This window comes from Thermoactinomyces sp. DSM 45891, assembly GCF_900119485.1.
GTDB lineage: Bacteria > Bacillota > Bacilli > Thermoactinomycetales > Thermoactinomycetaceae > Baia.
In genome coordinates this window covers 55,591-79,952 of the sequence record NZ_FPJZ01000013.1, presented here as the reverse complement: position 1 = coordinate 79,952, position 24,362 = coordinate 55,591, and the positions used below count along the sequence as shown (strand labels likewise).

22 protein-coding genes, 1 pseudogene and 1 riboswitch are annotated in these 24,362 nt (G+C 41.0%); of the genes and pseudogenes, 15 read left to right on the top strand and 8 right to left on the bottom strand.

The annotated features are described in order from the left end of the window. The 11 genes and pseudogenes from BT147_RS15755 to BT147_RS10925 form a co-directional block, all read left to right on the top strand. Window positions 1-242, top strand: a 242-nt coding sequence (locus BT147_RS15755; protein ID WP_218159108.1) for a hypothetical protein, incomplete at its 5' end; no start/stop codon positions are given. Window positions 243-251: 9 nt separating this feature from the next. Continuing rightward, window positions 252-1,055: a hypothetical protein gene (locus tag BT147_RS10975; protein WP_072335044.1), complete on the top strand. Its 804-nt coding sequence runs from the start codon at window positions 252-254 to the stop codon at window positions 1,053-1,055. 359 nt (window positions 1,056-1,414) lie between these two features. After that, a complete protein-coding gene (locus BT147_RS10970; RefSeq protein ID WP_072335041.1) occupies window positions 1,415-2,104 on the top strand; it encodes a phosphatase PAP2 family protein in 690 nt (229 codons plus the stop codon). Between the two features lie 133 nt (window positions 2,105-2,237). After that, window positions 2,238-3,215 (top strand): 2,3-diaminopropionate biosynthesis protein SbnA, encoded by a 978-nt coding sequence (sbnA, locus tag BT147_RS10965; protein ID WP_072335065.1) that lies wholly within the window; start codon window positions 2,238-2,240, stop codon window positions 3,213-3,215. 209 nt (window positions 3,216-3,424) lie between these two features. Continuing rightward, window positions 3,425-5,907: pseudogene (locus BT147_RS10955) on the top strand (heavy metal translocating P-type ATPase). Continuing rightward, window positions 5,904-6,725 (top strand): DUF8832 domain-containing protein, encoded by an 822-nt coding sequence (locus BT147_RS10950; protein ID WP_072335032.1) that lies wholly within the window; start codon window positions 5,904-5,906, stop codon window positions 6,723-6,725. The pseudogene BT147_RS10955 and the gene BT147_RS10950 overlap by 4 nt, the downstream one beginning before the upstream one ends. 160 nt (window positions 6,726-6,885) lie before the next feature. Beyond that, complete coding sequence (locus tag BT147_RS10945) at window positions 6,886-8,214, top strand: APC family permease (RefSeq protein WP_072335029.1); 1,329 nt, start codon at window positions 6,886-6,888, stop codon at window positions 8,212-8,214. Window positions 8,215-8,356: 142 nt separating this feature from the next. Continuing rightward, window positions 8,357-8,572, top strand: coding sequence for a helix-turn-helix transcriptional regulator (locus tag BT147_RS10940; RefSeq protein WP_072335026.1), 216 nt, complete (start codon window positions 8,357-8,359; stop codon window positions 8,570-8,572). 135 nt (window positions 8,573-8,707) lie between these two features. Beyond that, window positions 8,708-8,923, top strand: coding sequence for a hypothetical protein (locus tag BT147_RS10935; protein WP_072335023.1), 216 nt, complete (start codon window positions 8,708-8,710; stop codon window positions 8,921-8,923). A gap of 126 nt (window positions 8,924-9,049) precedes the next feature. Then, window positions 9,050-9,715, top strand: coding sequence for an ATP-binding cassette domain-containing protein (locus BT147_RS10930; RefSeq protein WP_072335020.1), 666 nt, complete (start codon window positions 9,050-9,052; stop codon window positions 9,713-9,715). An 18-nt stretch (window positions 9,716-9,733) separates the two neighbouring features. Next, window positions 9,734-11,095 (top strand): hypothetical protein, encoded by a 1,362-nt coding sequence (locus BT147_RS10925; RefSeq protein WP_072335017.1) that lies wholly within the window; start codon window positions 9,734-9,736, stop codon window positions 11,093-11,095. A gap of 295 nt (window positions 11,096-11,390) precedes the next feature. On the opposite strand, the gene BT147_RS10920 is transcribed toward BT147_RS10925, so the two are convergent. Continuing rightward, on the bottom strand, window positions 11,391-12,515 hold the full coding sequence (locus BT147_RS10920) for a protein kinase domain-containing protein (protein WP_072335014.1): 1,125 nt from the start codon (window positions 12,513-12,515) through the stop codon (window positions 11,391-11,393). Window positions 12,516-12,700: 185 nt separating this feature from the next. Between BT147_RS10920 and BT147_RS15585 the strand changes: the two genes are divergently transcribed. The 3 genes from BT147_RS15585 (at window position 12,701) to BT147_RS10910 (ending at window position 14,225) form a co-directional block, all read left to right on the top strand. Continuing rightward, window positions 12,701-12,847, top strand: a complete 147-nt coding sequence (locus BT147_RS15585; protein WP_177239799.1) for a hypothetical protein — start codon at window positions 12,701-12,703, stop codon at window positions 12,845-12,847. A gap of 87 nt (window positions 12,848-12,934) precedes the next feature. Next, window positions 12,935-13,210, top strand: a complete 276-nt coding sequence (hbs, locus tag BT147_RS10915) for a non-specific DNA-binding protein Hbs (protein WP_072335011.1) — start codon at window positions 12,935-12,937, stop codon at window positions 13,208-13,210. Window positions 13,211-13,295: 85 nt separating this feature from the next. Continuing rightward, window positions 13,296-14,225 carry an ROK family protein gene (locus BT147_RS10910; RefSeq protein ID WP_072335008.1) on the top strand — a complete coding sequence of 310 codons (930 nt, stop codon included), beginning with the start codon at window positions 13,296-13,298 and terminating at the stop codon, window positions 14,223-14,225. Between the two features lie 83 nt (window positions 14,226-14,308). Here the strand turns inward: BT147_RS10910 and BT147_RS10905 are convergent, their stop codons facing one another. After that, window positions 14,309-15,604 (bottom strand): hemolysin family protein, encoded by a 1,296-nt coding sequence (locus tag BT147_RS10905; RefSeq protein WP_072335005.1) that lies wholly within the window; start codon window positions 15,602-15,604, stop codon window positions 14,309-14,311. 247 nt (window positions 15,605-15,851) lie between these two features. Here BT147_RS10905 and BT147_RS10900 point away from each other — a divergent pair, with 247 nt between their 5' ends. After that, on the top strand, window positions 15,852-17,297 hold the full coding sequence (locus tag BT147_RS10900; protein WP_072335002.1) for a cellulase family glycosylhydrolase: 1,446 nt from the start codon (window positions 15,852-15,854) through the stop codon (window positions 17,295-17,297). 80 nt (window positions 17,298-17,377) lie between these two features. Here BT147_RS10900 and BT147_RS10895 read toward each other — a convergent pair whose 3' ends face one another. The 6 genes from BT147_RS10895 to mgtE form a co-directional block, all read right to left on the bottom strand. Then, on the bottom strand, window positions 17,378-18,082 hold the full coding sequence (locus BT147_RS10895; protein ID WP_072334999.1) for an ABC transporter ATP-binding protein: 705 nt from the start codon (window positions 18,080-18,082) through the stop codon (window positions 17,378-17,380). A gap of 22 nt (window positions 18,083-18,104) precedes the next feature. Beyond that, window positions 18,105-18,878 (bottom strand): ABC transporter ATP-binding protein, encoded by a 774-nt coding sequence (locus tag BT147_RS10890; protein WP_072334996.1) that lies wholly within the window; start codon window positions 18,876-18,878, stop codon window positions 18,105-18,107. Window positions 18,879-18,896: 18 nt separating this feature from the next. After that, window positions 18,897-20,162, bottom strand: a complete 1,266-nt coding sequence (locus BT147_RS10885; RefSeq protein ID WP_072335062.1) for a branched-chain amino acid ABC transporter permease — start codon at window positions 20,160-20,162, stop codon at window positions 18,897-18,899. A 9-nt stretch (window positions 20,163-20,171) separates the two neighbouring features. Further along, complete coding sequence (locus BT147_RS10880) at window positions 20,172-21,149, bottom strand: branched-chain amino acid ABC transporter permease (RefSeq protein ID WP_072334993.1); 978 nt, start codon at window positions 21,147-21,149, stop codon at window positions 20,172-20,174. 92 nt (window positions 21,150-21,241) lie between these two features. Beyond that, window positions 21,242-22,417 (bottom strand): branched-chain amino acid ABC transporter substrate-binding protein, encoded by a 1,176-nt coding sequence (locus BT147_RS10875; protein WP_143187985.1) that lies wholly within the window; start codon window positions 22,415-22,417, stop codon window positions 21,242-21,244. 289 nt (window positions 22,418-22,706) lie between these two features. Beyond that, the gene (mgtE, locus tag BT147_RS10870; RefSeq protein ID WP_072334989.1) at window positions 22,707-24,056 is read right to left on the bottom strand and encodes a magnesium transporter; all 1,350 of its coding nucleotides are present in this window, start codon (window positions 24,054-24,056) and stop codon (window positions 22,707-22,709) included. A 132-nt stretch (window positions 24,057-24,188) separates the two neighbouring features. After that, a riboswitch (M-box (ykoK) riboswitch) is annotated at window positions 24,189-24,356 on the bottom strand. Window positions 24,357-24,362: the final 6 nt, after the last annotated feature.

The following is a 24,362-nucleotide window of genomic DNA, read 5'->3' as shown; positions in this document are numbered from 1 at the left end:
TTTCTTGGATAACAGGTGGAGCACTAACGTACGCTGGATATATCGTTTTCAAGAAATTTACTAGTTGGGCTTTCCTTTTCCCTACTTCACACCTGATGTTTTTAGCCCATTTTCCAAATCAACTTGTTCCGCCCATTCCTACACTTACGGCAAGTATATCGATGTTGTGTGGTCTTGCCTTCATTCTCGTTTGTTTAGTAGTAGGATGGATAAAGGTTAGAAAAGTAGATTTTGCAAAGTAGGCGGTATAGATGATTAAACTAATATTAACTAACGTTAACTTGTGCATTCGAAGCAAAATGGCGATTGGGATTTCGATTTTGCTGATTCTCCTTACCCTCATACATATCCCAATGATTAATGAACTGGGACAGAGAGAGAAATTTGAGCCGCAGTTGGTAGATTATTTACTATTTTCAATGGGAGGCGTATTTCCGGACTCTCTACTGCAATACTTAACTTGGGTGTGTGTCGTTTTCCCGATTATCTTATTTGTGTATCATATGATGAATGTAAATAGTGGATTTGATTTATTCGTTCTAACACGCATGAAAAAGAGGAGTAACTGGTGGATTGTAAAAGTACTCGCTCTCATCATGACTGTTTTGTTGTATTGTGTTGTGTATTTTCTCATTCACATGATAATCGGTTCTATGTTTTTCTCCATAAATGCTAGGTGGAGTTCCTTTTTTCAGATGTTCTTCTCTCATTTGGAGTTAAACGTGGGAACTCTCCTTTGCTTCATGATGATATTTTTCTTTATAGGACTCACGGCTTTTGCTCTACTTTGTCAATTGATAACGAGTCGATTTCGTAACGAAACAGCCGTCTACACGGTATTTCTTATCTCCTCAGTGGTGATAGGCTTTTTGGCTATGAGCGGGACTTTTACCACTTTTGTTTCATGGACTCATTTTCCTTCTATGTTGGATTTAGTAAAACCTGATAGCGAGATGGAATTGTCTGCTCTTTTTACGAAGTTCATAATAAGTCTGTCTGTAATGGGGATAAGTATTGTTGCCGGTATTCTAGGAGTTCGGCGGTACCGTTTTTAATGGAGATATAAAATAGATGAGCATAGGGTCTCAAATAGAATAATAGATACTAGGTGTATGCTATGAAGGATGATTTCTTAGCTATTAAACGAATTCGGGTGGCCCCCTTTATCCTGTAGAATTGAAATATATACAGTGGAGGGGATTTTTTATGCGCAGAAAAAGGTTTACGATTCTTGTAAAAGGGATAATTCTTGTGTGACCTATTTTTTATTGTTTGTATCAGGCTATCGGGGAATCTTACAAAATAGTAAGTTAGGCGTAAGATAATCCTATGGTTTTTAGTAGGGATTCCATTTAATATAGAGTGATAGAAACCGAAATTTATTTGCTTATCAACAATGAGGGGGGACAAATTTATGATGAAAACACTATTTACAAAGTCTAATCTAATAGCACTTGCTTCTATTTTGTCGATCCCATTGCTAGGACTTATCTATCAATATCTAAATCGTCCACAGGAAAAAGTATATAGTCTAGTAACAAGCTTCGATCAACAGACCCCCTTGCTAAAAATATTTGTTATACCCTATATGTTTTGGTATGCTTTTGTGTTTATGATGTTGCTTTACTTAATGTTTAAAAATCGTAAGGTTTATTATGAAACATTATTGCAATATAATCTTGGACTTTTAATTTGCTATAGCATTTATATTATTTATCAAACGCATGTACCACGTCCTGTAGTAGAGGGAAATGACTTTTTGAGCCAAATGGTGCAATGGATTTACCAAAGTGATGCACCTTATAATTGTTTTCCAAGCATCCATGTTCTAACTACCTATGTGGTAATGAGAGCTGTTCTGAAAACAACGGACGTATCTCGCATGATGAAATCCTTGACAGCAGTCATGGCGGTTTTAATTATTGCTTCGACTGTATTCATTAGGCAGCATGTGATTTTAGATATAGTTGGTGCGGTTCTGGTAGTGGAAGGTTTAATGGTGCTTACATTATTAGTAAGGCAAAGTCGACAAAAGGAAGTTTTCGTTGCGGATCAACGAATCGCGAATGCAAGTACTTTCAATACGCTGAAGCGCGGAGCATAGTAAGCTGGAATTGGATAAAACATAGTTGTATTCATGCAACTATGTTTTATTTTTTTGCATATACATATTTTGATGATCCTTAAACATATAAACACATTCTCGATAATAGGAGGGCGTTGTTGAGGTGAATAATATGAAATCCTTATCAGGAGATGATTGGGTACCTCCTATTATAGACTCTTATATCGATGGGATTGGCCATACTCCGCTTGTGAAATTGCGCTCCTTGTTGAAAGAGACCAGTATTTCTTTATATGCAAAGCTTGAGATGTTAAATCCAGGAGGAAGTATGAAGGATCGTCCAGCAAGATATATCATTGAGCAAGGACTTCGTGATGGTATTTTTCAACCAGATACGCATCTTATTGAAAGTACATCAGGGAATTTAGGGATCGGTCTTGCTCTGGTGGCCCAGTTTTATGGGTTGCCATTTACGTGTGTAGTGGATCCTAAAATTACAAAAACAAACTTGCACATGCTAGGTTGTCTGGGTGCTCAGATCGATATGGTTCAGGAATCTGACGAGCACGGTGGATACTTACAGACACGGATACGTAGAGTTCGGGAGTTATTAGAAGAAATCCCGAACTCTACATGGGTTAACCAGTATGCCAATCCACTAAACTGGCAAGCTCACTATTACGGTACAGGGGATGAGATTGTAAAACAAATCGATGGTTCAATTGATTATTTGGTATGTGCGGTGAGCACGACCGGGAGTATACTAGGGATTTCTCGCAGAGTTCGGGAGGCATTTCCTGATGTGAAAGTGATTGCAGTTGATGCGGTCGGATCTGTGATTTTCGGTACACCTTCTCTCCCTAGAGAACTCCCAGGAATTGGTGCTAGCCGTGTACCTGAGTTATTTACCCCTGATGAGATTGATCAAGTGATTCATGTAAATGATCGGGAGTCCGTTGAGGGGTGTTATCGATTGTTAGAGAGAGAGAGGATTTTTGCTGGGGGATCATCGGGTTCGATTGTGGCGGCACTTCAAAAACTAGCACCTGATTTGCCTAGCCAGTCGAGGGTGGTTACGGTACTGCCAGATCGTGGAGAGAGGTATCTCGATAGTGTTTATGATAAGGAATGGGTGAAAAATCTCCCTTGAATTTGAATGATAAAATAATTAATTTGGCTGGTTTTCTTCATTTTGGTTTGAGACGTATGTAAATTAGGCAAGGAAGACTCCCGCTGCTCTTCATGTGGTGGGTCTTTCATATGTGAAATATTTCACTTTACATACCCTTATGGGGTATATTAAAATCATAATATACCCCATAAGGGTATACAGTATCTAAAGAAAAGGTGATAGATGATATGATTCAAATTCTACAAGTAGAGGGTATGTCTTGTAATCACTGTGTGAAGACGATTGAAGAGGCATTAGAGCAGATCGAGGTAAAGGCGAGTGTTGATTTGGAGGGGAAATCTGTAACAGTAGAATTTCATCAAGGCAAGGTAACACTTGCTCAGATTAAAGAAGCAATCGAAAACCAAGGATTTGATGTAATGTAGGATGGGATTCAAGAGTTTTTTTAAGGGATAGTATATTTGATTGGGTAGAAGATAGGAATGGAGGTGTGAGGATGTCGAAGGAAACAATATCTTTTCAAGTGACAGGGATGACATGTGCCGCATGTGCCAATCGGATCGAGAAGGTATTAAACCGATTAGAGGGTGTAGAGGGTGTAAATGTTAACTTTGCTTTAGAGACGGCCAAAGTCGAGTATTCTCCAAGTGTTGTGTCGGTAGAGGGGATTATGAAGAAGATTGAACAAATCGGCTTTCAGGCGAGGGTAGACGAGAAAAAGGGAGATCGCCCACAAGAGACCGAGAAGCAGAGGAGTCGTTTTATTTGGGCGGCTATGTTATCATTTCCACTTTTTTGGTCAATGGTGAGTCATTTTTCTCTTACTTCGTGGATATGGGTGCCTGAGATTTTTATGAATCCGTGGTTCCAGTTCGTATTCGCTACGCCGGTCCAATTTGTCCTCGGATGGAATTTTTACACGGGTGCTATAAAAGCATTGAGGCATAAAAGTGCCAATATGGATGTTCTTGTTTCTCTAGGGACTTCTGCCGCCTATTTTTATAGTGTATATCTGACTTTTACAGGCTTTTCGCAAATAGGGCATTATGTAGAATTGTATTACGAGACCAGCTCTGTATTGATTACGCTAATTATCTTGGGGAAATGGCTGGAAGCAAGAGCGAAAGGGCGATCTTCCGAAGCGATTCAGAAACTGATGGGATTACAAGCGAAGTCGGCTCGTGTGATTCGGGATGGGCAGGAGATATCGATTTCTACGGATCAAGTAGTGATCGGGGATCAAGTTATCGTAAAGCCTGGAGAAAAAATCCCGGTTGATGGAGAAGTGATAGAAGGAATTTCGGCGGTTGATGAATCGATGTTAACGGGTGAAAGTATTCCGATAGATAAAAGAGTTGGCGATACAGTGATTGGAGCCACTTTAAATAAAAATGGTTTGCTGATCGTACAAGCGACAAAGGTCGGAAAGGGTACAGTCTTAGCCCAAATTATTAAAGTTGTTGAAGAAGCACAAGGGTCTAAAGCACCTATTCAACGGGTAGCCGATCAAATTTCGGGTGTGTTTGTCCCCATTGTAGTAGGAATTGCGATCATCACATTCTTGATCTGGTATGTTTTGGTGGAGCCATATCAATTTGCAGGTGCGCTGGAAAAAGCAATGGCTGTTCTTGTTATCGCTTGCCCGTGTGCATTAGGATTAGCTACTCCCACTTCCATCATGGCTGGTTCGGGTCGGGCAGCAGAGATGGGGATCCTATTTAAAGGTGGGGAATATCTAGAGTCTACCCAATCCATTGATACAGTTGTGTTAGATAAAACCGGCACGATTACAAATGGAAAACCGGTTCTCACGGATGTCCTCTATACACATGAATGGGATGAGGACTCGTTTTTATTGCTAGTTGGTACTGCTGAGAAGAATTCGGAGCATCCTTTAGCAGAAGCGATTGTGGAGGGTGTAGAGAAGAAGGGTTACACACTCGGAAGACCGGAGGAATTTGAAACAATACCAGGGTATGGGATTCGCGCGTGTGTCCAGGGGAAGGAAATCCTCGTTGGAACAAGAAGATGGATGAGGCAACATCATATTGAGTTTCAAGAAACAGAAGAGACGACGATGTCTAATCTAGAAAGCTTGGGCAAAACGGTGATGATTGTTTCTATTGAAAGCAAGTATGCAGGGTTGATTGCAGTAGCAGATACAGTTAAGTCTACTTCTCTCGAAGCGATTCGACGTTTAAAAGAGCTTCATTTAGAAGTGATTATGGTTACGGGAGATAATAAGCGTACGGCACAGGCGATCGCGGATCAGATTGGAGTGGATCGTGTGATGGCGGAAGTACTCCCAGAAGGTAAGGCGGATGTAGTAAAGAAGCTTCAAGAGGGTGGCAGTAAAGTTGCGATGGTGGGGGATGGGATTAATGATGCTCCTGCACTAGTAACAGCAGAGGTAGGTATGGCTATTGGAACAGGTACGGATGTTGCGATGGAAGCGGCTGATATTACCTTAATTAGAGGTGATCTGGGTAGTATTGCCGATGCAGTGATGATAAGCCGGAAAACGATGTCAAATATTAAACAAAACTTGTTTTGGGCGCTTGCCTATAACACGCTTGGGATTCCTGTCGCGGCTTTTGGTTTGCTAGCGCCATGGTTAGCAGGAGCAGCGATGGCTTTTAGTTCTGTTTCGGTTGTATTAAATGCATTACGTCTACAACGAATTTCATTCAAAAAGGAGCAAGCATTATGAACAAGTGGCTCATACGAATAAGTTGTGTGATTTTGGCTGTAGCTTTAGTAGCTTGTGGAAATACAAAAAATGACTCATCTTCTAAGCCTGCCGACCCCCATGCAGGTCATAAAACAGAAGAAAATAAAACTGGATCGCAAACGCATGTTGAATGGTCTACGACGATTGATAAACCAAAATCATCTGGAGAAATTAATATAAAAGTGAAGGAACATTCTGGGAAGGCTGTACCAGAATTTAAGGTGAATCATGAAAAATTGCTTCATTTAATTATTGTGAGTGAAGATTTGTCTTATTTTGATCATGTCCATCCAGAGTATAAGGGAAATGGTGAGTTTACCATTCAGACGCAGGTTCCTAAAGCGGGTAAGTATAAACTCATCGCCGATTATATTCCAAAGGATGGGGCACAGACGACTCAAACCTATAAGTTTACGGTTCAAGGTGATGTGAGCAAAGAAGATATACAGCCAGATCAGAAACTGGTAAAAGTGGTAGACGGAAAAGAAATAGATCTGCAGATTTCTCCAGAGCCTAAAGTGAATCAGCAAACGATGCTTACTTTTCAAATCAAAGATGCCACAAATAAACAAGGAATTACAGATCTACAACCTTATCTAGGAGCAGTTGGGCATGTGGTTATCCTAAGTGAGGATACAGAAGAATATTTACATGTCCATCCGATGGATGAAAAAAGTACAGGACCTGAGGCGAAATTCCACACGAAGTTTCCAAAATCAGGTATCTATAAAATATGGGGACAATTCCAACGCGATGGAAAGGTATTTACCGTACCTTTTGTTGTAAAAGTCCTTTAATTATTGATACAAATAAAAACAATCGCTAAGTGATTGTTTTTATTTGTATCAATAATCCTATTATTTAATAACTATTGACTAAATCTTCTATCGCTGGTACATTTATTCCTAATTGCTTTAGTACGATAAAATACCAGAAATAGAAGGGGATGAGAACGAGATGCAGCAACAGAATGGGTTGCGGAGGGATTTAGGATTCGTTCATGCTTTTTCGATTGTAGTAGGATGTGTAATTGGCTCTGGTGTGTTCCTAAAACCAGGCGTGGTTTTAGGGTATACAGGGGATTCAACGATTGCATTGTTAGCATGGCTATTTGGTGGAATTATTACGATTGCATCAGGTCTTACAATTGCTGAATTGGCCGTAAAAATCCCGAAAACGGGTGGATTATATACGTATATTGAAGAAGTATATGGGTCGACTCTAGGATTCCTAAGTGGATGGATGCAAACGGTTATTTATGCACCAGCACTTATTGGAGCCTTAGGGTTGTACTTTGGCTCTCTGTTAGCTCACTTCTTCTCATGGCCTGAAAGTTGGCAGACAGTAATCGGAATTATAACTGTGCTATTTCTAACTGGGATGAACTTATTAGGAGCTCGCTTTGGTGGATGGATTCAAACCCTTACTACTTTTGGTAAGCTGGTCCCCGTTTTCTTGATTACGGTTTTTGGGTTATGGTATGGGGATTCTCAAGTTCTAGGTGTTTTATTTAAATCAAGTCAAGAATTTAGCTTCTCTTCTGCCGTACTTGCTACACTGTTTGCATATGACGGTTGGATTTTAGTTGGTTCTGTAGCAGGAGAAGTGAAGAATCCTTCTAAAGTATTACCTAAGGCTATTACAGCAGGACTCTTACTCATTATGGCGGCTTATATGTTAATTAACATTGCGATTCTACATGTACTACCTGCTGGTCAAGTGGTAGCTCTCGGAGAAAATGCCGCTGGAACAGCATCCACCATCTTATTTGGAGATTTTGGTGGGAAGTTATTAAGTATTGGGATTTTGGTATCTATCTTTGGTAGCTTAAATGGTAAAATTTTAAGTATGCCACGTGTACCTTATGCGATGGCGATTCGTAGACAATTGCCGTTCTCTTCTGTATTTGCATATGTTTCTAAGCGCTTTGGGACTCCAGTGAATTCTATTTTTCTCATTACTGGGATTGGTATTATTTTTATGTGTGTCCTAGATTCAAATCGCTTAAGTGATATAGCCACGTTCTCGATCTTTGTCTTCTATATCTTTGCCTTGATGGCGGTATTCCGCCTACGCAAGGGAAGTGAAATAAAGCCTGGCGAATATCGTGTACCTTGGTATCCAGTTATTCCGTTAGTGTCGATACTTGGTTCTTTGTTTGTCGTGCTTAGCACCCTGTGGGAAAAGCCCATGGATAGCTTGATGTCGATTGCACTTACTTTAGTAGGGCTTCCATTATTTTGGTATCAAGGTTCCAAAAAGGAAAAAGAAGCTTCCCCTAATTAAATAGGAAAGTCCCTTCTAAAACAATTTGTTCGGAAGGGACTTGTCTATATTTGAACAATGATTCATAATAGCTGTTGACAGTTATTTTTATATTTTTTAATATTATTACATGATTTAGAAAAGTTTATTGCGAGGTGAACGAATGTTATCTGATATTAAGCCGATGGATTTTAGTGAGGTAGAGTGTAAGATTATTCATATGATCATACAAGAAATGCCTAACAAGGAGATGGCAGTAGAGTTACATTGCTCACAACGAATGGTGGAGTATCGAATTCAGGGTATTGCAAAAAAGATGGGAGTTTCTACCAAAGTTGGTATAGTTGCAGGTGCTTTTAGGAGTGGGATTGCAAGTTAAAGTAAAAAACAAAGTACATTAATATATAATTATCAGTTTCTTCGGAAAGACGAAATTGAGGCTGTATACTATATAATCTATAATTTAAATATGGATAAAGATAAAGGGATATGAACATATGGAGGTAGATATATCGTGGGTTGGTTATCAAAAGCAAAAGCGATTGCTAATGCAATTAAAAAACATGGTCCTAAAGCTTGGGACGCAATTAAGAAAGGCGCCGGAAGCGTTTATAACTCAGCAAAAGCTGCTTGGGATAAAGGATTCTGGTCATTTGTTTGGTGGCTAGTTGAGCATACAAGTACTCTAGGCCTCATTTATGATGCACTACAAAGAGCAGGTCTGCTCTAATAAAGAAAGAAAACTCAATTTTACACTCCTCGACTTAGTGTAGAAACTGAGCTCCCTTTTCATGATACTATAAAGATAAATACCCTTTATCTTTATCCCTAAACACTCTAGAGGTGAGTTTGCAGTATGTCAAATGTAGAACTTGCGGTTGATGTACGTGGATTGTCCAAGTCATTTGGTGAAAAAAAGGTATTAAAGGATATCAACTTTACCTTAAAAAAAGGAACGACTGCAGTAATAAAAGGAAGTAACGGTATAGGGAAGACTGTTTTTCTTAGCTGTCTATTAGGTTATCAAAGTATAGAGCAAGGGAAAGTTATGATTTTAGGTAAGGGTATTAAGGATCGTGTTTTTTTACGTAAGAACACAGGATTTATCTCATCGGATCGACATGAATTTATGGACATCTTAACACCAAATGAATATTTTCGTTTTGTTATCGATATTTATCAGTTGAGCGTTCCCCAAACAAGAATTACAGAGCTTGCTGAGCAGTTACGGGTAACGCATGAACTGAATCATCTGATTAAGGAACTATCGTTTGGAACGAAGAAGAAGATTCAACTGATCGGTTGCTTGTTATATCAGCCAACCTTATTGGTATGTGATGAGATTTTTGAAGGACTTGATGCTGATACGGTAAAATACGTTCAAAAATCCTTTCAAGAACGAAAAGATTTAGGTCTTACTACCTTGTTCACCACTCATATTATGCACCACGCTGATTTTGTAGATGAGATATTCTCTTTGGAGAATGGAGAAATAACTTCTGCTATGAGCATCACAGCATGAGGGGATTGGGAGTAGGAAATGGTAACTTTATCGATTTATAGAGCGATATGGGATAAGGCGAATGAAACAGAAAAAAGAAGCAAGACTCAGATATGGATTGAACAAATCGTGTTCTGTTTTATTGTAGCCATTGGATTCATTTGTTTTATTCATTTTTTTGGAACGGAAAGTGCTATTATTATCTATTTTTTTAGTCTGTTTTTTTTACAGTTATCCTATTACTTTGTAACAACTCATGTTTATGAAAGCACATCTACAACGATTAGTTTTGCCAAGTCGATGCCGGTTTCGGTACATCGCTTTTTTTGGTATTATGTTTCGTGTAATAGTAATTCCTTAGTCTTTATTATCATTGACTCTCTTCTTGCGGCCTCCGTCTTACTCTATTTTGATGCGGACTTCATGCAGGTCGTGATGCTACTTGTACGGATTCAATTAATGAATTTCGTATGGTCCTCTCTTAGTATTTATAATATGTTTCGAAAGGACACTAATCTCTCTCCACTCATTTTCAAATCGATCTTTTTTGCCTTTCTTATTATCATTTACAACGTATGGAATCGGCTTCATGTGAGTTTCTCGATGGATAGTGTCATGTTATTTGTAGACATGATCCTTGTTTTTCTGGGTGTACTCATGTTGGTGTTTTATCCCTACATGGTAAAGCGATGCCTGATAGAGAGCGTTCATACAAGTAGTTCTAGGCTAAAAATTCCAGCAAGAGTAGTAGAGTTATGTTCCTCTCTATTCCCGCGTAAAAGCCTTCTAGGTCCTGCTTTAAAAATTCACTTGCTTCGGCTTTTACGAAGTGAAGAGTATCTTAGCAGGATGATGGGCATTGGAATCATTTTATTTTTTGTTAAATCTATTTCTTACCTATTTTTAGGTAAATCTGGTTCGAAGGATCACTTTGATTTGTTGTATCCTTCTTTTATGATTGTGTATTTTTCATTTAATAATCTACGTGTGGATTATCAGTTGGAAGAGAAGAACAACTTATATGATTATCCCATCTCAAATAGATTAGATCGCCTAGGTTTAAGTATCATACACGGTTTGTTTGTCTTCCTATTAGGATTGCTATTTTTTGCAGTAGAAATTCTCTCAGGAATGCTACATCCGGGTCAGTTATTGGATCCGATTTTGCTATTAACGTGTCTGTATATTGCCACATTAACCGTAAAGGTACCCCAAGGCAAGTTGAAAATGGGGCAAAAAATGAAAGCTAGCTTTTTTTGTATATTGACTTGTTTGTCGATTGAGATTCCTTGGTTAATTTGGTTCAACTCCATTTATGTGAAGTTATTGCTTATGGGGATTGCCGTGGTATGGGCTTATCTAAGGGTGTACCGATGGAATGATGGAATGAAATCAATTTAATGAGAAGGAGTGGTTAGAATGAAAAAAATGACCCGTATAGCGGAAGTTATTTTAGTGCTTTCATTTGTGTCGTATTTACTGTCTAGATACGTAATTACAGAACTACAACCATATTCAAATTGGTTTTTTATATGTGCAGCTATTGGTTTAGTTCTCAAAATAGTACTTTCATTGGGTGCTAAGAAGTAGAAGACAAAGAAAAATGATAGACTATCTACAGAAACGAGAAAATTTCGTTTCTGTTTTTTGTTGGTTTAGGATAGATAGAAACAAAACGAACCCTAGTGAATGGAGTTTACCTCACTAGAGTTCGTTTTGTTTGTTCGATTGACTGGTTACTTTCTTGGTTATTGCTATTTAGGCATGAATGCAATAAAAGCCCAAATAGGATCATGATAGCAATTGCACTGATTAGATAAATCCATTTTTTCTTAGTAGCATCATCTGTGCGTTTTCTTCTCAGTTCTAATTTCGTTCTCTGCTGAGCCTGAGCATTGGAGCGAGAGCGATCTGCATTTGAAAGAGAGAAGGCCCTTGAGTTTGACCTCGTCTTGGTAAGGCTCTCTGATCTTCTGCTAGTCGGATTTTTTTCCTTGGATGTAGCGTGCAGAGCTGATTGAAGTGCTTTCTTCATTTCTTCAGCTGTTTGGAAACGCTTTTTAGGATCTTTTTCCATTGATTTGCGCAACACTTGAGTGAACTCAGCTGGGATGTCTGGGTTGATCTTACGGGGGTCGGGTACGGGGGTTTGGATATGCTTTAACACGATTGCAATATCCTCCTCTGCGTGGAACGGGACCTTACCTGTGACCATCTCATACATAACAATACCAAGTGAATATAGATCAGAAGGGAATCCGATTACATGACCTCGTGCCTGTTCAGGAGAGAAGTAGTGGATGGAGCCCATGATCGTTCCGGTCTTGGTAAGATTATTCGTGTTGCGTAATAGGCGTGCAATGCCAAAGTCAGCTACCTTATATCGTCCTCCGGGTGTGCACATGATATTATGTGGCTTGATATCGCGGTGAATGATGCCATGGTTGTGTGCATGTTGAAGGCCGCTACAAATTTGAATCGCAATCTGTATAGCTTCTTTCGCACTTAGTCGTTTCTTGGACTGAATCAGTTGCCGTAGTGCCTGTCCTTCTACATACTCCATTACCATGTAATAGAGAGGACCTTCTTGACCGGCATCATACAAATTAACAATGTTTGGATGGGACAATCGGCCAGTGGCTTGTGCCTCCCATACAAAGCGTCTGACGTACTCATGATCATAAATAAGACGCTGATTCATAATCTTGATCGCAACCGGGCGATCTTGAACCTTGTCATAGGCTTTGTATACAGTTGCCATCCCACCAGTACCGAGGATATGATGTATTTGATATCGCTCAGCTAGTAGCCTTCCTTCCATCGGCATCACCTTTTTCTGAAATCGGATGGCTTATCATCTATCTTATAATAAAATTAGCATCATTAAATGGGAAGGTACACATCTATTATTCCGAAAAAACCGTCGTGTTACAAGTTTTTTTCCTTCTTGTTAACAGAAAGGACACGCTAAATGGGCTTAAATTACTTTTTTATGGTGGGGATCGTATGGAAAAACGTAGATGGTATGTAGCAGGATTGGCAGTCCTCTTCTTTCTCGTGGTCGGGAAGTTGCTGAAGTTAACGTTTGCTGCACTAGCGATATTTGTGATGCTTGGTGTGCTTCTTCTATATTTATTTAAAAATAAATCTTGAATGGCTGAACAAATCTAGCTAATATAGGTATGATAGGAGAAATGCCTTGTAAGATAAGGCTGTCCTTGATTGTTAGGAGGGTTAAGCTTGAACAAAACCGAATTGATCAATAAAGTTGCAGAAGTTGCTCAGCTGACGAAGAAAGATGCTGGTCTTGCTGTAGATGCTACATTGAATGCGATTACAGATGCTCTAGCAACGGGTGAGAAGGTTCAACTGATTGGCTTTGGTAACTTTGAAGTGCGCGATCGTGCAGCTCGTAAAGGCCGCAATCCGCAAACTGGAGAAGAAATTGAAATTCCAGCTACAAAAGTACCAGCATTCAAACCAGGTAAGCAGTTAAAAGACGAAGTTAACGCTTAATTTGGAGTACATAGAGGAAACCAGCACTTACATTTGTGGATGCTGGTTTTTTCTTATCAATATATAAGAATCTGGGTGATGATGGATGAAACGCTATATAGGTGTGGATTTAGGCGGGACAAAGATAGCTGCTGCGTGTGTCGATGAAAGTGGACACATCACAAATGAGACTCGCATGGAAACACGCGCCCGTGAAGGGGTTGAGGGTGTGTATGGGCGGATTAAGCAAGTGATTATGCGTGCAAGTGGTGAGGAGCCCATTCATGGGATTGGAGTAGCTGTCCCAGGATTAACAGACCCTCACACGGGAACGATCTTAACCTTATCTAATATTCCGAGTCTGGATGGGTTTCCGCTTGCCGAGAGATTAGAGAAAGAGTTTGGGGTTTCTGTCCATGTTGACAACGATGCTAATGCGGCTACTTGGGGAGAGTATCATTTTGGATCAGGTAAGGATGCTGACTCACTCATTTTCGTTACAATCAGTACAGGTATTGGTGGTGGGATTATACTAAATGGGCAGACGATTCAAGGCAAGCAGGGCTTTGCTGGTGAACTCGGTCATATGGTTGTTGATCCTGAAGGTTTTGCATGTGGGTGTGGACGAAAAGGTTGCCTAGAGGCCGTCGCCTCGGGAACAGCTATCGCTCGCTGGGCTAAAGAAGCGAATCCACAAGCTCTTTTTTTCCAGTATGCCAATAAACAAAAACGAGAGGTACGTTCCGAAGATGTATTTCAGGCTTGGGAAGCAGGAGATTCCACCGCAGACGAGATTATTGAAAATGTAATTCGCTATTTAGGAATTGGCTTTGCTAACTACATTCATATCTTCAATCCGGAGCGCATTGTAGTAGGTGGCGGAGTCTCGAAAGCAGGTGCACGATTTTTTGACTTGTTACACGAACAAGTAGAGCGAGAAACAATGCCTGTTTATAAAGGTACATTTGAAATCGTTCCAGCTCTATTACTTGAGAGAGGTGCGATCCTAGGAGCGGCTATGCTGGGTGGGAAATAGGGGCTGGGTTAATCAGCCCTGATTCACATAGAAAAACCCCTCAGAAAGTAACTGAAGGGCTTCTAGTTTGATTCGAATCACGATTATGTGTCGGCAGGTGACTTTTTTACCATAATACGCGAGATCCTACGATTTTCAATCGCTTCTACTTCAAACGTATATCCAAAGGCATCATACGAATCTCCGGTGTTCGGAATAGCTTGTAGTTGAGAGAAAAGCCATCCACCAATTGTATCATTATCTTCATCTACTAATTTTAGTTTAAAGTGCCTATTTACATCTTCTAATAGCAAGCGCGCATCAATGGATGTATGTGAACCAGTACTACGGAATAGGGGTAGTTCTTGGTCAAATTCATCTTGAATCTCCCCGAAAATCTCTTCCATGATGTCCTCTAATGTGATAATCCCTGATGTACCACCAAATTCATCGACAACGATGGCCATCCCCACGCGATTTTTTTGTAAGGTAAACATAACATCCTTAATCTCCATTGTTTCTGGGACGAAGGAGACGGGCCTAGACAAATCTTTTAACGTTGGTTGTTTCCCCTTAGCTAATGCTTCAAATACATCTCGTATATGGATAATCCCGATAATCTGATCTTTGTCCTGTTCACAGATTGGGAATCGAGTATGTGTCGAGTTGACAATAATATCTAGGTTTGTAGCAAAATCATCTTCCGAGTAGATACAAGTCATCTGGGTTCGGGAGATCATCACTTCACGAGCAATCCGCTCAGTAAAGTCGAATACATTGTCAAATAACTGCATCTCTGTTTTATCAATATAACCGCTCTTATGGCTCTGCTGGAGAACCAAGCGAATCTCTTCTTCAGTGTGGGCAGAGTGATGATCATTCATCTCAATACCGCATGCGCGTAAGAGCCAGTTGGCCGAACCGTTGAGAACAAAAATAAACGGCCGAAAGATAGAGTAAAACAAGTGTAGCGGCGGAGCGATCCATAGGGTAACTTTTTCAGCTTGACGAATCGCTAGTGTCTTCGGTGCCATCTCACCTACTACAATGTGTAAGAAGGTAACGATTAGGAAACCGATAGCCACCGAGATTGTGTGAATTAACCATTCGGGTGTTTGGAAAAGTACGAGCATGGGTTTTAGAAGTCTAGCAATAGCCGGTTCGGCTACCCAACCAAGCCCAAGAGAAGCGAGAGTAATGCCTAGTTGTGTTGCTGATAAATATGCATCTAGGTTAGCAAGCACCTTTTGCGCAAGTCTACCTCGTCGATGGCCTACTTGAGCAATCCGAGTGCTTCGAACTTTCACGATAGCAAACTCAGCAGCAACGAAGAATCCGTTGAGGAAAACGAGGAATAAAGCGAATAACAAATATAGTGAGTTACTTATGACCCCTTCCAAAAGGTCAACCTCCTAGTAAAATAGAATATAGTGTTACAACTTTAATCATAAGTCACTTACATAATGAAAGTAAATAAAAACTATTGTATTTTAACTACTAGATTCCGTTATACCTAAAAGAAACACCAAAGAAAGATCGAAATGTACGTGGGTGGGAGGAAAACAAGAAATAGGTCTATAAATAGAATGATAGGTATTTTAATATGTTGAAAAATTAATTAATGGAAGAAAGAGTGGTGTTCAAAAGATGAAGTCAAAAAAGAGTAGACTGAGGTTGAAGAGGATTTCTGCTTACCTGAGTATCTGGGTGTTGGTAGTAGCGATGTTTTTTATCCAGATTGAGCCTGTCCTGGCACAATCGAATCAAATGCGTTATATCACAGATGAGCAAGGAAGAGCCTTAATCCTTCATGGTTTAAATACAGCTAGTAGTTCAAAAGATGCAGTAGATGGCATGCCTTGGGTGAAGCAAAAGGATGTAGAACGAGAAGCGAAAGTGCTAGGTTTTAACTTTGTTCGTTTCTTAATTTTTTGGAGCCATATCGAGCCGAAACCGGGTGTATATAATGAACAATACCTAGATCGTGTTGCCGAGCGAGTGAAATGGTATCAAGATCAAGGTATGTTTGTATTATTAGATATGCATCAGGATTTGTATGGACCAGCCACCTCTGGGAACGGAGCTCCTGCCTGGGCTACTTATACAGATGGATTACCTGTGGAATATCAAACGCCTTGGGCTTTAACTTATCTACAGCCAGGTGTGATTCGTGCCTTTGATCATTTTTGGAATGTTACGAACAAACATCCAGAATTAGAAGATCATTATGTAAAAGCATGGAAGCACGTAGCAAATCGTTTTAAAGATCATCCTGCTGTCATTGGATATGATCTCATGAACGAACCTTATGGCGGAAGAGTAATATGGCCTTTTTTTGAGCCTCTTGAGTTAAAGCCGATGTACGAGAGAGTAATCAATGGGATTCGTCAGATAGATAAGAAGCGGTGGATCTTCTTTGAACCGCAAGCTTTTGGCCCGAACCAAGGTCTCCCCTCAACGCTACCGTCTCTTCAAGATCCTAGAGAGGGGGAATCAAGATTGGTTTATGCTCCACATCTGTATCCGCTTTCATTAGAAATAGGGGGAGGATATACCGGGGTTACGAAGGAGCTAGTAAGATTTGCCGTGAATAATTGGAAAAACTCTCGTCAGGACGAAATAGCTAAGTACCGTACTCCTTTTGTTGTGGGAGAGTTTGGACTAAACATAACAAGTCCAGGTGCGATGGATTATGTGGATGATGTCTTAGCTATGATAGATCAATCAGGTGGGAGCTGGGCTTACTGGTCAAGCGATCCCGGTAGTTGGGGTCCTTATGATGAGGATGGGGACCTAAATGAACTGGCTTCTCATCTGTCTAGACCATATCCTCGTGCTATCGCTGGGGAACCAATCAACTGGCACTACGATACGACAAAGCGGGTCTTAAGTGTTAAATGGAAGAAAAAAGCACAGGTAACAGGATCAACAGATATTTTTATACCCCTCGAGGATTATCCTCAAGGCTGGGAGCTTGTTGAGAACGATACGGGTAAACATTCTAGTATAGATTGGGATGAGCACACTCGTATTCTTAAAATTACTCCTGATCCAAAGCAATCCGAGTATATGATTCAAATCAAACCAAAGTAAGATGATCTCACGTATGTAAGAGATAACGCTCAAATAAAAAACTAGACCTGCATAGAGTCTAGTTTTTTATTTGAGCGTTTTTAAGCGAGGTATGCCTCTCGGATCTGTTCATTTCCGAGTAGTGCATCAGCATGGTCTTGTAGGGCGATGGAACCCGTTTGGATGACGTAACCACGATCAGCGATTTGTAGAGCTTGGTAAGCATTTTGTTCGACTAGGAGGATAGTCATTCCGGTTTGATTTAGTTTCTGGATGATCTCAAAAATTTGTTCGACGACGACGGGGGCAAGGCCCATAGAGGGTTCATCGAGTAGGAGGATTTTTGGATTCATCATAAGTCCGCGTCCGATGGCTAGCATTTGTTGTTCTCCCCCACTCATCGTTCCTCCTTTTTGAGAGAGTCGTTCTCTTACCCGCGGGAAGTATTGAAAAACTCGCTCCATCCGTTCTGCTATTATCTTTTTATCTTTTACTTGGAAGGCTCCCATTTCTAAGTTTTCCTTTACCGTGAGCCCGGGAAAGATACGTCGCCCTTCAGGAACATGAGCAATTCCTAGTTCGGCAATGTTGTGGGGCGGAAGGCTTTGGATTTCCTTTTCTTCAAATAGAATGGTTCCGGTTGTTTTCACTTGTCCACAGATCGCTTTAAGGGTAGTTGATTTACCAGCACCATTGGAGCCGATCAAGGTAACAATTTCTCCCTGTAGGACGTGTAGGGATATATCGTGTAATGCCTCTATCTGTCCATAAAAGGAACGAATGGTTTGTAGTTGAAGTAGACTCATAAGGGTCTCCTTTCTGTTTCTCCTATACTGAAAGTGCGCTTTTCCCTAGGTAAGCTTCGATTACGTTAGGGTTGTTTCGAATCTCTTCGGGTAAACCTTGAGCGATTAGTTGACCGTGATCTAACACATAGATTTGTTCTGAGATTCTCATTACGAGTTTCATATCATGCTCGATGAGGATGATCGTGATTTGCTTATCATCTCTGATTTGCAGGATGAGATCCGTTAGTTCATTGGTCTCCTTTGGGTTCATTCCGGCGGCAGGTTCGTCAAGAAGCAGAACTTTGGGATAGGTAGCTAACGCTCGGGCAACTTCTAATTTGCGTTGTGCTCCGTAGGGCAAGTTTTTTGCTTGATGGTTTACCCAATCGGCTAGACCGACATATTCGAGAAGAGAATATGCTTCGCAGCGAGCTTGCTCTTCTTCGGCACGAACTTTAGGGGTTGAAAAGAGTGTGCCGAGGAAGCTGGCTTTGAGGTGGATATGCATGCCGACCATTACGTTTTCGAGGACACTCATCTCTTTAAATAAGCGGATGTTTTGAAATGTGCGTGCAATCCCTTTTTCAGCGATGAAATTGGGCTTTAGGCCCGTGATCGATTTTTGATCGAGATGAATCTCTCCGCCGTCAGGGGAGTAGATACCCGTGATCATATTAAAAAATGTCGTTTTACCTGCTCCGTTGGGTCCGATGACGGCCGTGATCGATCCTTTTTCAAAGTTGATAGATACATCTTTGACAGCAGTGAGGCCACCGAAGTGCTTGGTAATGCTAGTGGCAGTTAACATCGACATGACTGATTCCTCCAAATATTAGATGGAAGTACTTGTTTCCTTGGATTTCCCTTTTTTCTGTGTGAGTTTTGCTTTGAGATCAGCGATTTTGTATGTTTTGTTTTTGGCCGGGATGAGTCCTTGGGGTCGGAATATAGCGATTCCAACGAGGACGAGGCCGAATAATAGACGTTGCATTTTAGCTGGAGAGAATACCTCAGGTACGTGCAGGTTTTGGGTGAGAAATAGGGTAATCTCAGTTAAAATTTGTAGATTGAGGATGGAGATGATTGCGGCACCTAAGATGACGCCAGGGACACTTCCCATTCCGCCTAAGATGACCATAACTAAGATGGTGATAGATTCTAACAGAGTAAAACTAGTGGGATCGACGAATTGATTTTTTGCGGCAAAGAGAACACCCATCATGCCGGAAAAGGAAGCACCGAGGGCAAAGGCCCATAATTTAGTTTTAACCAGAGGAATTCCCATTGCTTGAGAAGCAATCTCGTCTTCACGTATGGCTTTCCACGAACGTCCTAATTTGGAGTCTTCAAAGCGTCGAACGGCGTAGATGACGAATCCCAAGACGATCAAAACCAAGAAGTAGATGTGAGAGGCTTGTGTAAATGTGAAGCCAAATAGTTTGGGCTGGGGGATACCAGAAATTCCGAGTGCTCCGTTGGTAATATTGACGGGCTTATCCAAGTTATTAAACACAATGCGGATGATCTCACCAAATCCTAAGGTAACAATGGCCAGATAATCCCCTTTTACCCGCAAAACGGGAATACCCAAGATAATTCCAAATAACGCTGCCACCAGTGCTCCTACGATAATAAAGAGCCAGAACGATTCTCCGCCTAGTGGGAAAATAGAGGAACCTGAAAAAAGTGCTTGTGCTTGTGGTGAGGCAAAAATCCCGTACACATAAGCTCCAAGTGCGAAGAAGGCAACAAATCCTAAATCGAGTAAACCTGCAAATCCGACTACGATATTTAACCCGAGTGCCATAGCGATGTAGATGCCGGCCATGACGGCGACTTCCATATAAACCTGCTGGGAAGGACCTCCAGAAGCGGCAACAGGAATGACGGCAAAGGCAATGAAGGCACCAGCACTCCATTTGATCCAGTTGGAAAAGGTTGTGTAATACAAGAGTAAGAAAGAAAAAAGTAAAAGTAAAAAGGATGTGACTGATTTATCCATTAGATAGAGACTGGTGCTTGTACACATGACAATGAGCAGAATGAGAACCGACTGAAAAGTACGGCTGTTTGAGAAGAGGGAAGATAATTTCTTCATGATTTTCACCTACACTTTCTCTTTTACTGCTTGACCAAAGAGGCCTGCAGGTTTAAAAATGAGGACTAGTATGAGAATGATAAATGCAAATACATCTTTATACTCAGCGCCTAGGGCTCCACCGGTCAGAATGCCTAAGTTAGCGGCTGCAAATACTTCTAATAAACCAATTAAAAGCCCACCAAACATAGCTCCACGGATATTCCCTATCCCCCCTAAAACAGCAGCGGTAAACGCTTTTAATCCCAAGATGAAGCCGATAAAAGGATTAATGGTGGCATATTGCTGGGCATAGAGAACGCCGGTTGCTCCACCGATCGCCGAACCGATAAAGAAGGTGAGTGAGATCACTTTATTTACATTTATCCCCATTAAAGCTGCTGTAGCGCGATCTTGAGCGACAGCACGCATGGCGATTCCCCACTTGGTACGGTTTACGAAGATATCGAGTACAATCATGATTAGAACTGCGATTCCGATTACAATCACAGTATTTGATTTGATAGCGGATGCATGAACTTCGTATCCACCTACCGAAAATGCAGGGATGGCAATCTTATTTTCGAAGATGGTTTGTCCTGTAACAATGTAGTTTCCTGTTTTGTACTCTGCGATAAATCGGACGATGTCTTGAAGGATAAAGGAGATTCCGACAGCCGAGATCAAAGGAATGAGTTTGGGGGCTGTTCGGAGGGGGCGATAAGCGACGCGTTCAATCCCGACGCCGATCATACCTGTTAAGATAGAAGCAAAAATGAGAACGAGTATCAAGGTTACCCAGTTCAAAGCAAGGCCAATGTCCACAAAGCCAAATAAAAGGGCTGTTCCAATAAAGGCTCCTGCCATAAAAATCTCACCGTGTGCAAAGTTGATGAGTTCCAAAATTCCGTATACCATGGTATATCCAAGAGCAACAACTGCATAAATGGCACCGAGGGTCAGACCGTCCAAGAGTACCTGAGGTAGTGTGGAGAGGATCTCTTGCATAAGGGTCAATTCCTTTCTAGAACGTATAGTTTTATAAGTTTTTTTGTAAAAAAGAGATGAAGGTGTGATCCTTCATCTCATAGAAAAAAGGACTACTGTTTCTCTATAGCTCCAACCTGTTTTCCGGGGTATTTGTCCTCAAATTGGAAGACAAATACTTTTGCGTATTTGTTATCACCCTTCGCATCAAAGCCTATTTTGGTTGCGATTCCTTGAAAGTCTTGGACTGCGCGAATAGCATCTCTAACCTGCTCACGGGTTGGTTTTTTGTTTCCATTTTTCGTGATGGAGTCTTCTAGACCTTTGAGGATAACACCCATACTGTCATATCCATAGTAGGAGAAGGATTGAACTGATTTCTTGTCACCAAATTTTGCTTGGTATTTTTTTACGAAATTCTGTCCCTCTGGGGTATTGGAGATGTCAGCTGCTACCGAGGTGTAAAATGTATTTTTTACCCCTTTGCCAGCAATTTTGACCATATCAGAACTATCGAAACCGTCGCCACCCATAACGGGGATATTAATCCCTTTTTCACGGGCTTGTTTCACGAGTAAGCCGCCCTCCCCATAAAGTCCACCGAAGTAGATGAGATCAGGCTTTTTGGCTACTACTTGGTTCAAAACACCGTTAAAGTCTTGCTCACCTACGGTAATTCCTTCATAAGCAACGATTTTTGCCTGTTTCTTCTCGGCTACTTTTTTGAAATTTTCAGCAAGTCCTTGTCCATAGGCTGATTTATCTTGAATAATGAAAATATTTTTTGCTTTGAGATGGTCTGTTGCAAATCCAAAAGCGGCAGGTCCTTGGAAATCATCACGCGCCACGATTCTGTTTACTGATTTTTTCCCTTGTTCAGTTAATTCCACAGCTGTGTTAGCTGGTGAAACCATCGCAATGGAATTGTTTTCATAAGTGGATGAGGCAGGGATGGCCACACCTGAGTTTAAGTGTCCTACAATCCCGAGGATACTTTGGTCAGCTGCTAATTTTTGTGCGTTTGACACACCCACTTTTGGATCTCCTTGATCATCAAAAGGAACAAGCTGTAGAGTAAAGCCGAGTTTCTTGAACTTTTCCTGGTTTTCTTCCAGTGCTAGCTGAGCTCCCAATTTAATCGCTTCCCCTAAGGTGGAGCTACTTCCGGAAAGCGGGCTTTGTGTTGCTATTTTGATGGTGTTATTCCCTCCAGCATCGGTATTACAGCCGACAGCTGTGGTGGTAACAAGTCCAAACACAGTGAGAATAGTAAGAAAATTACGCTTCAAAAGGGTAAGCCTCCTCTTTAATGTTGTAACTATAGCTATATCATACACGCAAAAGGTTGGGAATTCACCACCAATTTGTATTAGATCAAAAAATAAATTAATTTAAAAAATTATAATTAATAGATATTGCTTTTTATAAATAGAAATGGAGAACAACTAGTTTAGGATGAGATCATTCTCAACTAGTTAGTTCTCCATTTGTTTTCTGGGATTCATTTTAGATCGCAACCTAGGACTGGAACTGTCCATAAGATCACTCCTATGCGTTTTTAAAAATAATCAATGAGAGTTAGATATGCAAAATGAACTGAGCCATTGTGAAGTAGATGATGAGTCCTGTTCCATCTACTAAAGTCGTAATGAGTGGCCCTGATACGACGGCGGGATCGACTTTGAGACGATGAAGCATGAGCGGTAAAAACGAGGATACCAGTGATGACCAAAGCACGATACATAAGGCAGAGACTGCAACGACATAGGTCACGTTGATGTCTACGCCCATCATCCATGATCGGGCTAAAGCGATGATTCCAAGAGAGACTCCTATAAGAGATCCTGTGATTAATTCTTTACGAATTACGCGAAACACATCTGAAAAGTGAACTTCTCCTACTCCGAGAGCTCTAACGAGAGTAGTGACGATCTGTGAGCCTGTATTCCCACCTGTCCCTGTGAGAAGGGGGATAAAGAAAGAGAGAGCTACGACTTGATTTAGAGCGGATTGATAGGATTCGATCACAGTTGATGTGTAGGCTCCTCCAGCAAATAAAACGAGTAGCCATATAATTCGTTTGCTGTAGAGATTCCAGACAGTTGCTTTGAAGTAGGGTTCTTCTAGCGGCTGGCTACCTCCGAGCTTTTGGAAGTCTTCAGTCGCTTCTTCTTCTAATACATCTACTACATCATCGTGTGTGATAATGCCAACGAGACGTTTTTGGGTATCCACGACTGGTAGTGCATATAAATCATAGCGAGATAAGATTTTCGCTACTTCTTCTTGCTCCATCTCAGCGGGTACGGAAATGAGTTCAGCTGTTGAGATGGTCCCGATTGTCGTATCTCGACTAGCTAAAATCATTTCTTTCAACGAGGCGACCCCGACTAATTCACCCCGAACATTGGTGACATAGATGTAAGAGACGATTTCGGCTTCATGCCCTACTTTTCGAATATGATCTAGGGTGCGATCACAACTCCAGTATGCTCTAGCAGAGATATAGTCGACGGTCATGAGACTGCCGGCTGTATATTCCGGGTAGGACATCAGTTTATTAATCTGTAGCCGGTATTCTTCTGATAGAAGGCGTAAGAGGCGTTCTGCTTGATAGGGATGAATCGCGAGCAACGTATCTACGACTGCATCACTTGACATTTGTTTCAATAATAAGGAAGAAATAGAGTTGTCGAGATGCTGGAGAATATTGTATTGTACTTCTGGTTCTAGGTATTCGAGTGATTCTGCGGCCATAGGTATAGGTAGACTCGGAATCAGTTTCAGTTGCTCTGACTCATCTAGATGACCGATAACTTGCGAGATATCATACGGCTGTAGTGGTTGGATTGCCTCTAATAATTCGGCTGAATTAGGGCTAGTGCTCAGTACAGTTTGAATCCGATTTTGAACTAAGTTGTAGTCCATATAGTTCCCCTCCTCACAAAAGGCATAGAATAAAAAAAACTCTCAATCCATTTGATGAGGGTTTTTAAGAGAGATGGGTCCTAAAAAATGCTGTGAAATAGCAAATAGTAATAGCAAATAGAACGAATCCCTAGTTGTCCCCCTCATTTGAGCTTTGGCACTATACGGCATAGGTCTTTATGACCAGCTACATTAAGAAAGACCTTCTCTCCGATCTTTCCTGTTGACCCATTGGCGTCTCTCGACATTGCTGGGCAGTAGCGTCTCTCCGTATAGGAGCCTCACCTAATAGAGACAAAATATAAA

What these genes read in the sequence shown, in the direction of transcription:
- sbnA (WP_072335065.1), top strand. Translation starts at nt 2,238, where the DNA reads ATGAAATCCTTATCAGGAGATGATTGGGTACCTCCTATTATAGACTCT.
- BT147_RS10880 (WP_072334993.1), bottom strand. Translation starts at nt 21,149, where the DNA reads ATGCAAGAGATCCTCTCCACACTACCTCAGGTACTCTTGGACGGTCTG.
- BT147_RS10925 (WP_072335017.1), top strand. Translation starts at nt 9,734, where the DNA reads ATGGTAACTTTATCGATTTATAGAGCGATATGGGATAAGGCGAATGAA.
- BT147_RS10910 (WP_072335008.1), top strand. Translation starts at nt 13,296, where the DNA reads ATGAAACGCTATATAGGTGTGGATTTAGGCGGGACAAAGATAGCTGCT.
- mgtE (WP_072334989.1), bottom strand. Translation starts at nt 24,056, where the DNA reads ATGGACTACAACTTAGTTCAAAATCGGATTCAAACTGTACTGAGCACT.
- BT147_RS10895 (WP_072334999.1), bottom strand. Translation starts at nt 18,082, where the DNA reads ATGAGTCTACTTCAACTACAAACCATTCGTTCCTTTTATGGACAGATA.
- BT147_RS10975 (WP_072335044.1), top strand. Translation starts at nt 252, where the DNA reads ATGATTAAACTAATATTAACTAACGTTAACTTGTGCATTCGAAGCAAA.
- BT147_RS10920 (WP_072335014.1), bottom strand. Translation starts at nt 12,515, where the DNA reads ATGGAAGGAAGGCTACTAGCTGAGCGATATCAAATACATCATATCCTC.
- BT147_RS15585 (WP_177239799.1), top strand. Translation starts at nt 12,701, where the DNA reads ATGGAAAAACGTAGATGGTATGTAGCAGGATTGGCAGTCCTCTTCTTT.
- BT147_RS10950 (WP_072335032.1), top strand. Translation starts at nt 5,904, where the DNA reads ATGAACAAGTGGCTCATACGAATAAGTTGTGTGATTTTGGCTGTAGCT.
- BT147_RS10970 (WP_072335041.1), top strand. Translation starts at nt 1,415, where the DNA reads ATGATGAAAACACTATTTACAAAGTCTAATCTAATAGCACTTGCTTCT.
- BT147_RS10930 (WP_072335020.1), top strand. Translation starts at nt 9,050, where the DNA reads ATGTCAAATGTAGAACTTGCGGTTGATGTACGTGGATTGTCCAAGTCA.
- BT147_RS10900 (WP_072335002.1), top strand. Translation starts at nt 15,852, where the DNA reads ATGAAGTCAAAAAAGAGTAGACTGAGGTTGAAGAGGATTTCTGCTTAC.
- BT147_RS10940 (WP_072335026.1), top strand. Translation starts at nt 8,357, where the DNA reads ATGTTATCTGATATTAAGCCGATGGATTTTAGTGAGGTAGAGTGTAAG.
- BT147_RS10885 (WP_072335062.1), bottom strand. Translation starts at nt 20,162, where the DNA reads ATGAAGAAATTATCTTCCCTCTTCTCAAACAGCCGTACTTTTCAGTCG.
- BT147_RS10890 (WP_072334996.1), bottom strand. Translation starts at nt 18,878, where the DNA reads ATGTCGATGTTAACTGCCACTAGCATTACCAAGCACTTCGGTGGCCTC.
- BT147_RS10945 (WP_072335029.1), top strand. Translation starts at nt 6,886, where the DNA reads ATGCAGCAACAGAATGGGTTGCGGAGGGATTTAGGATTCGTTCATGCT.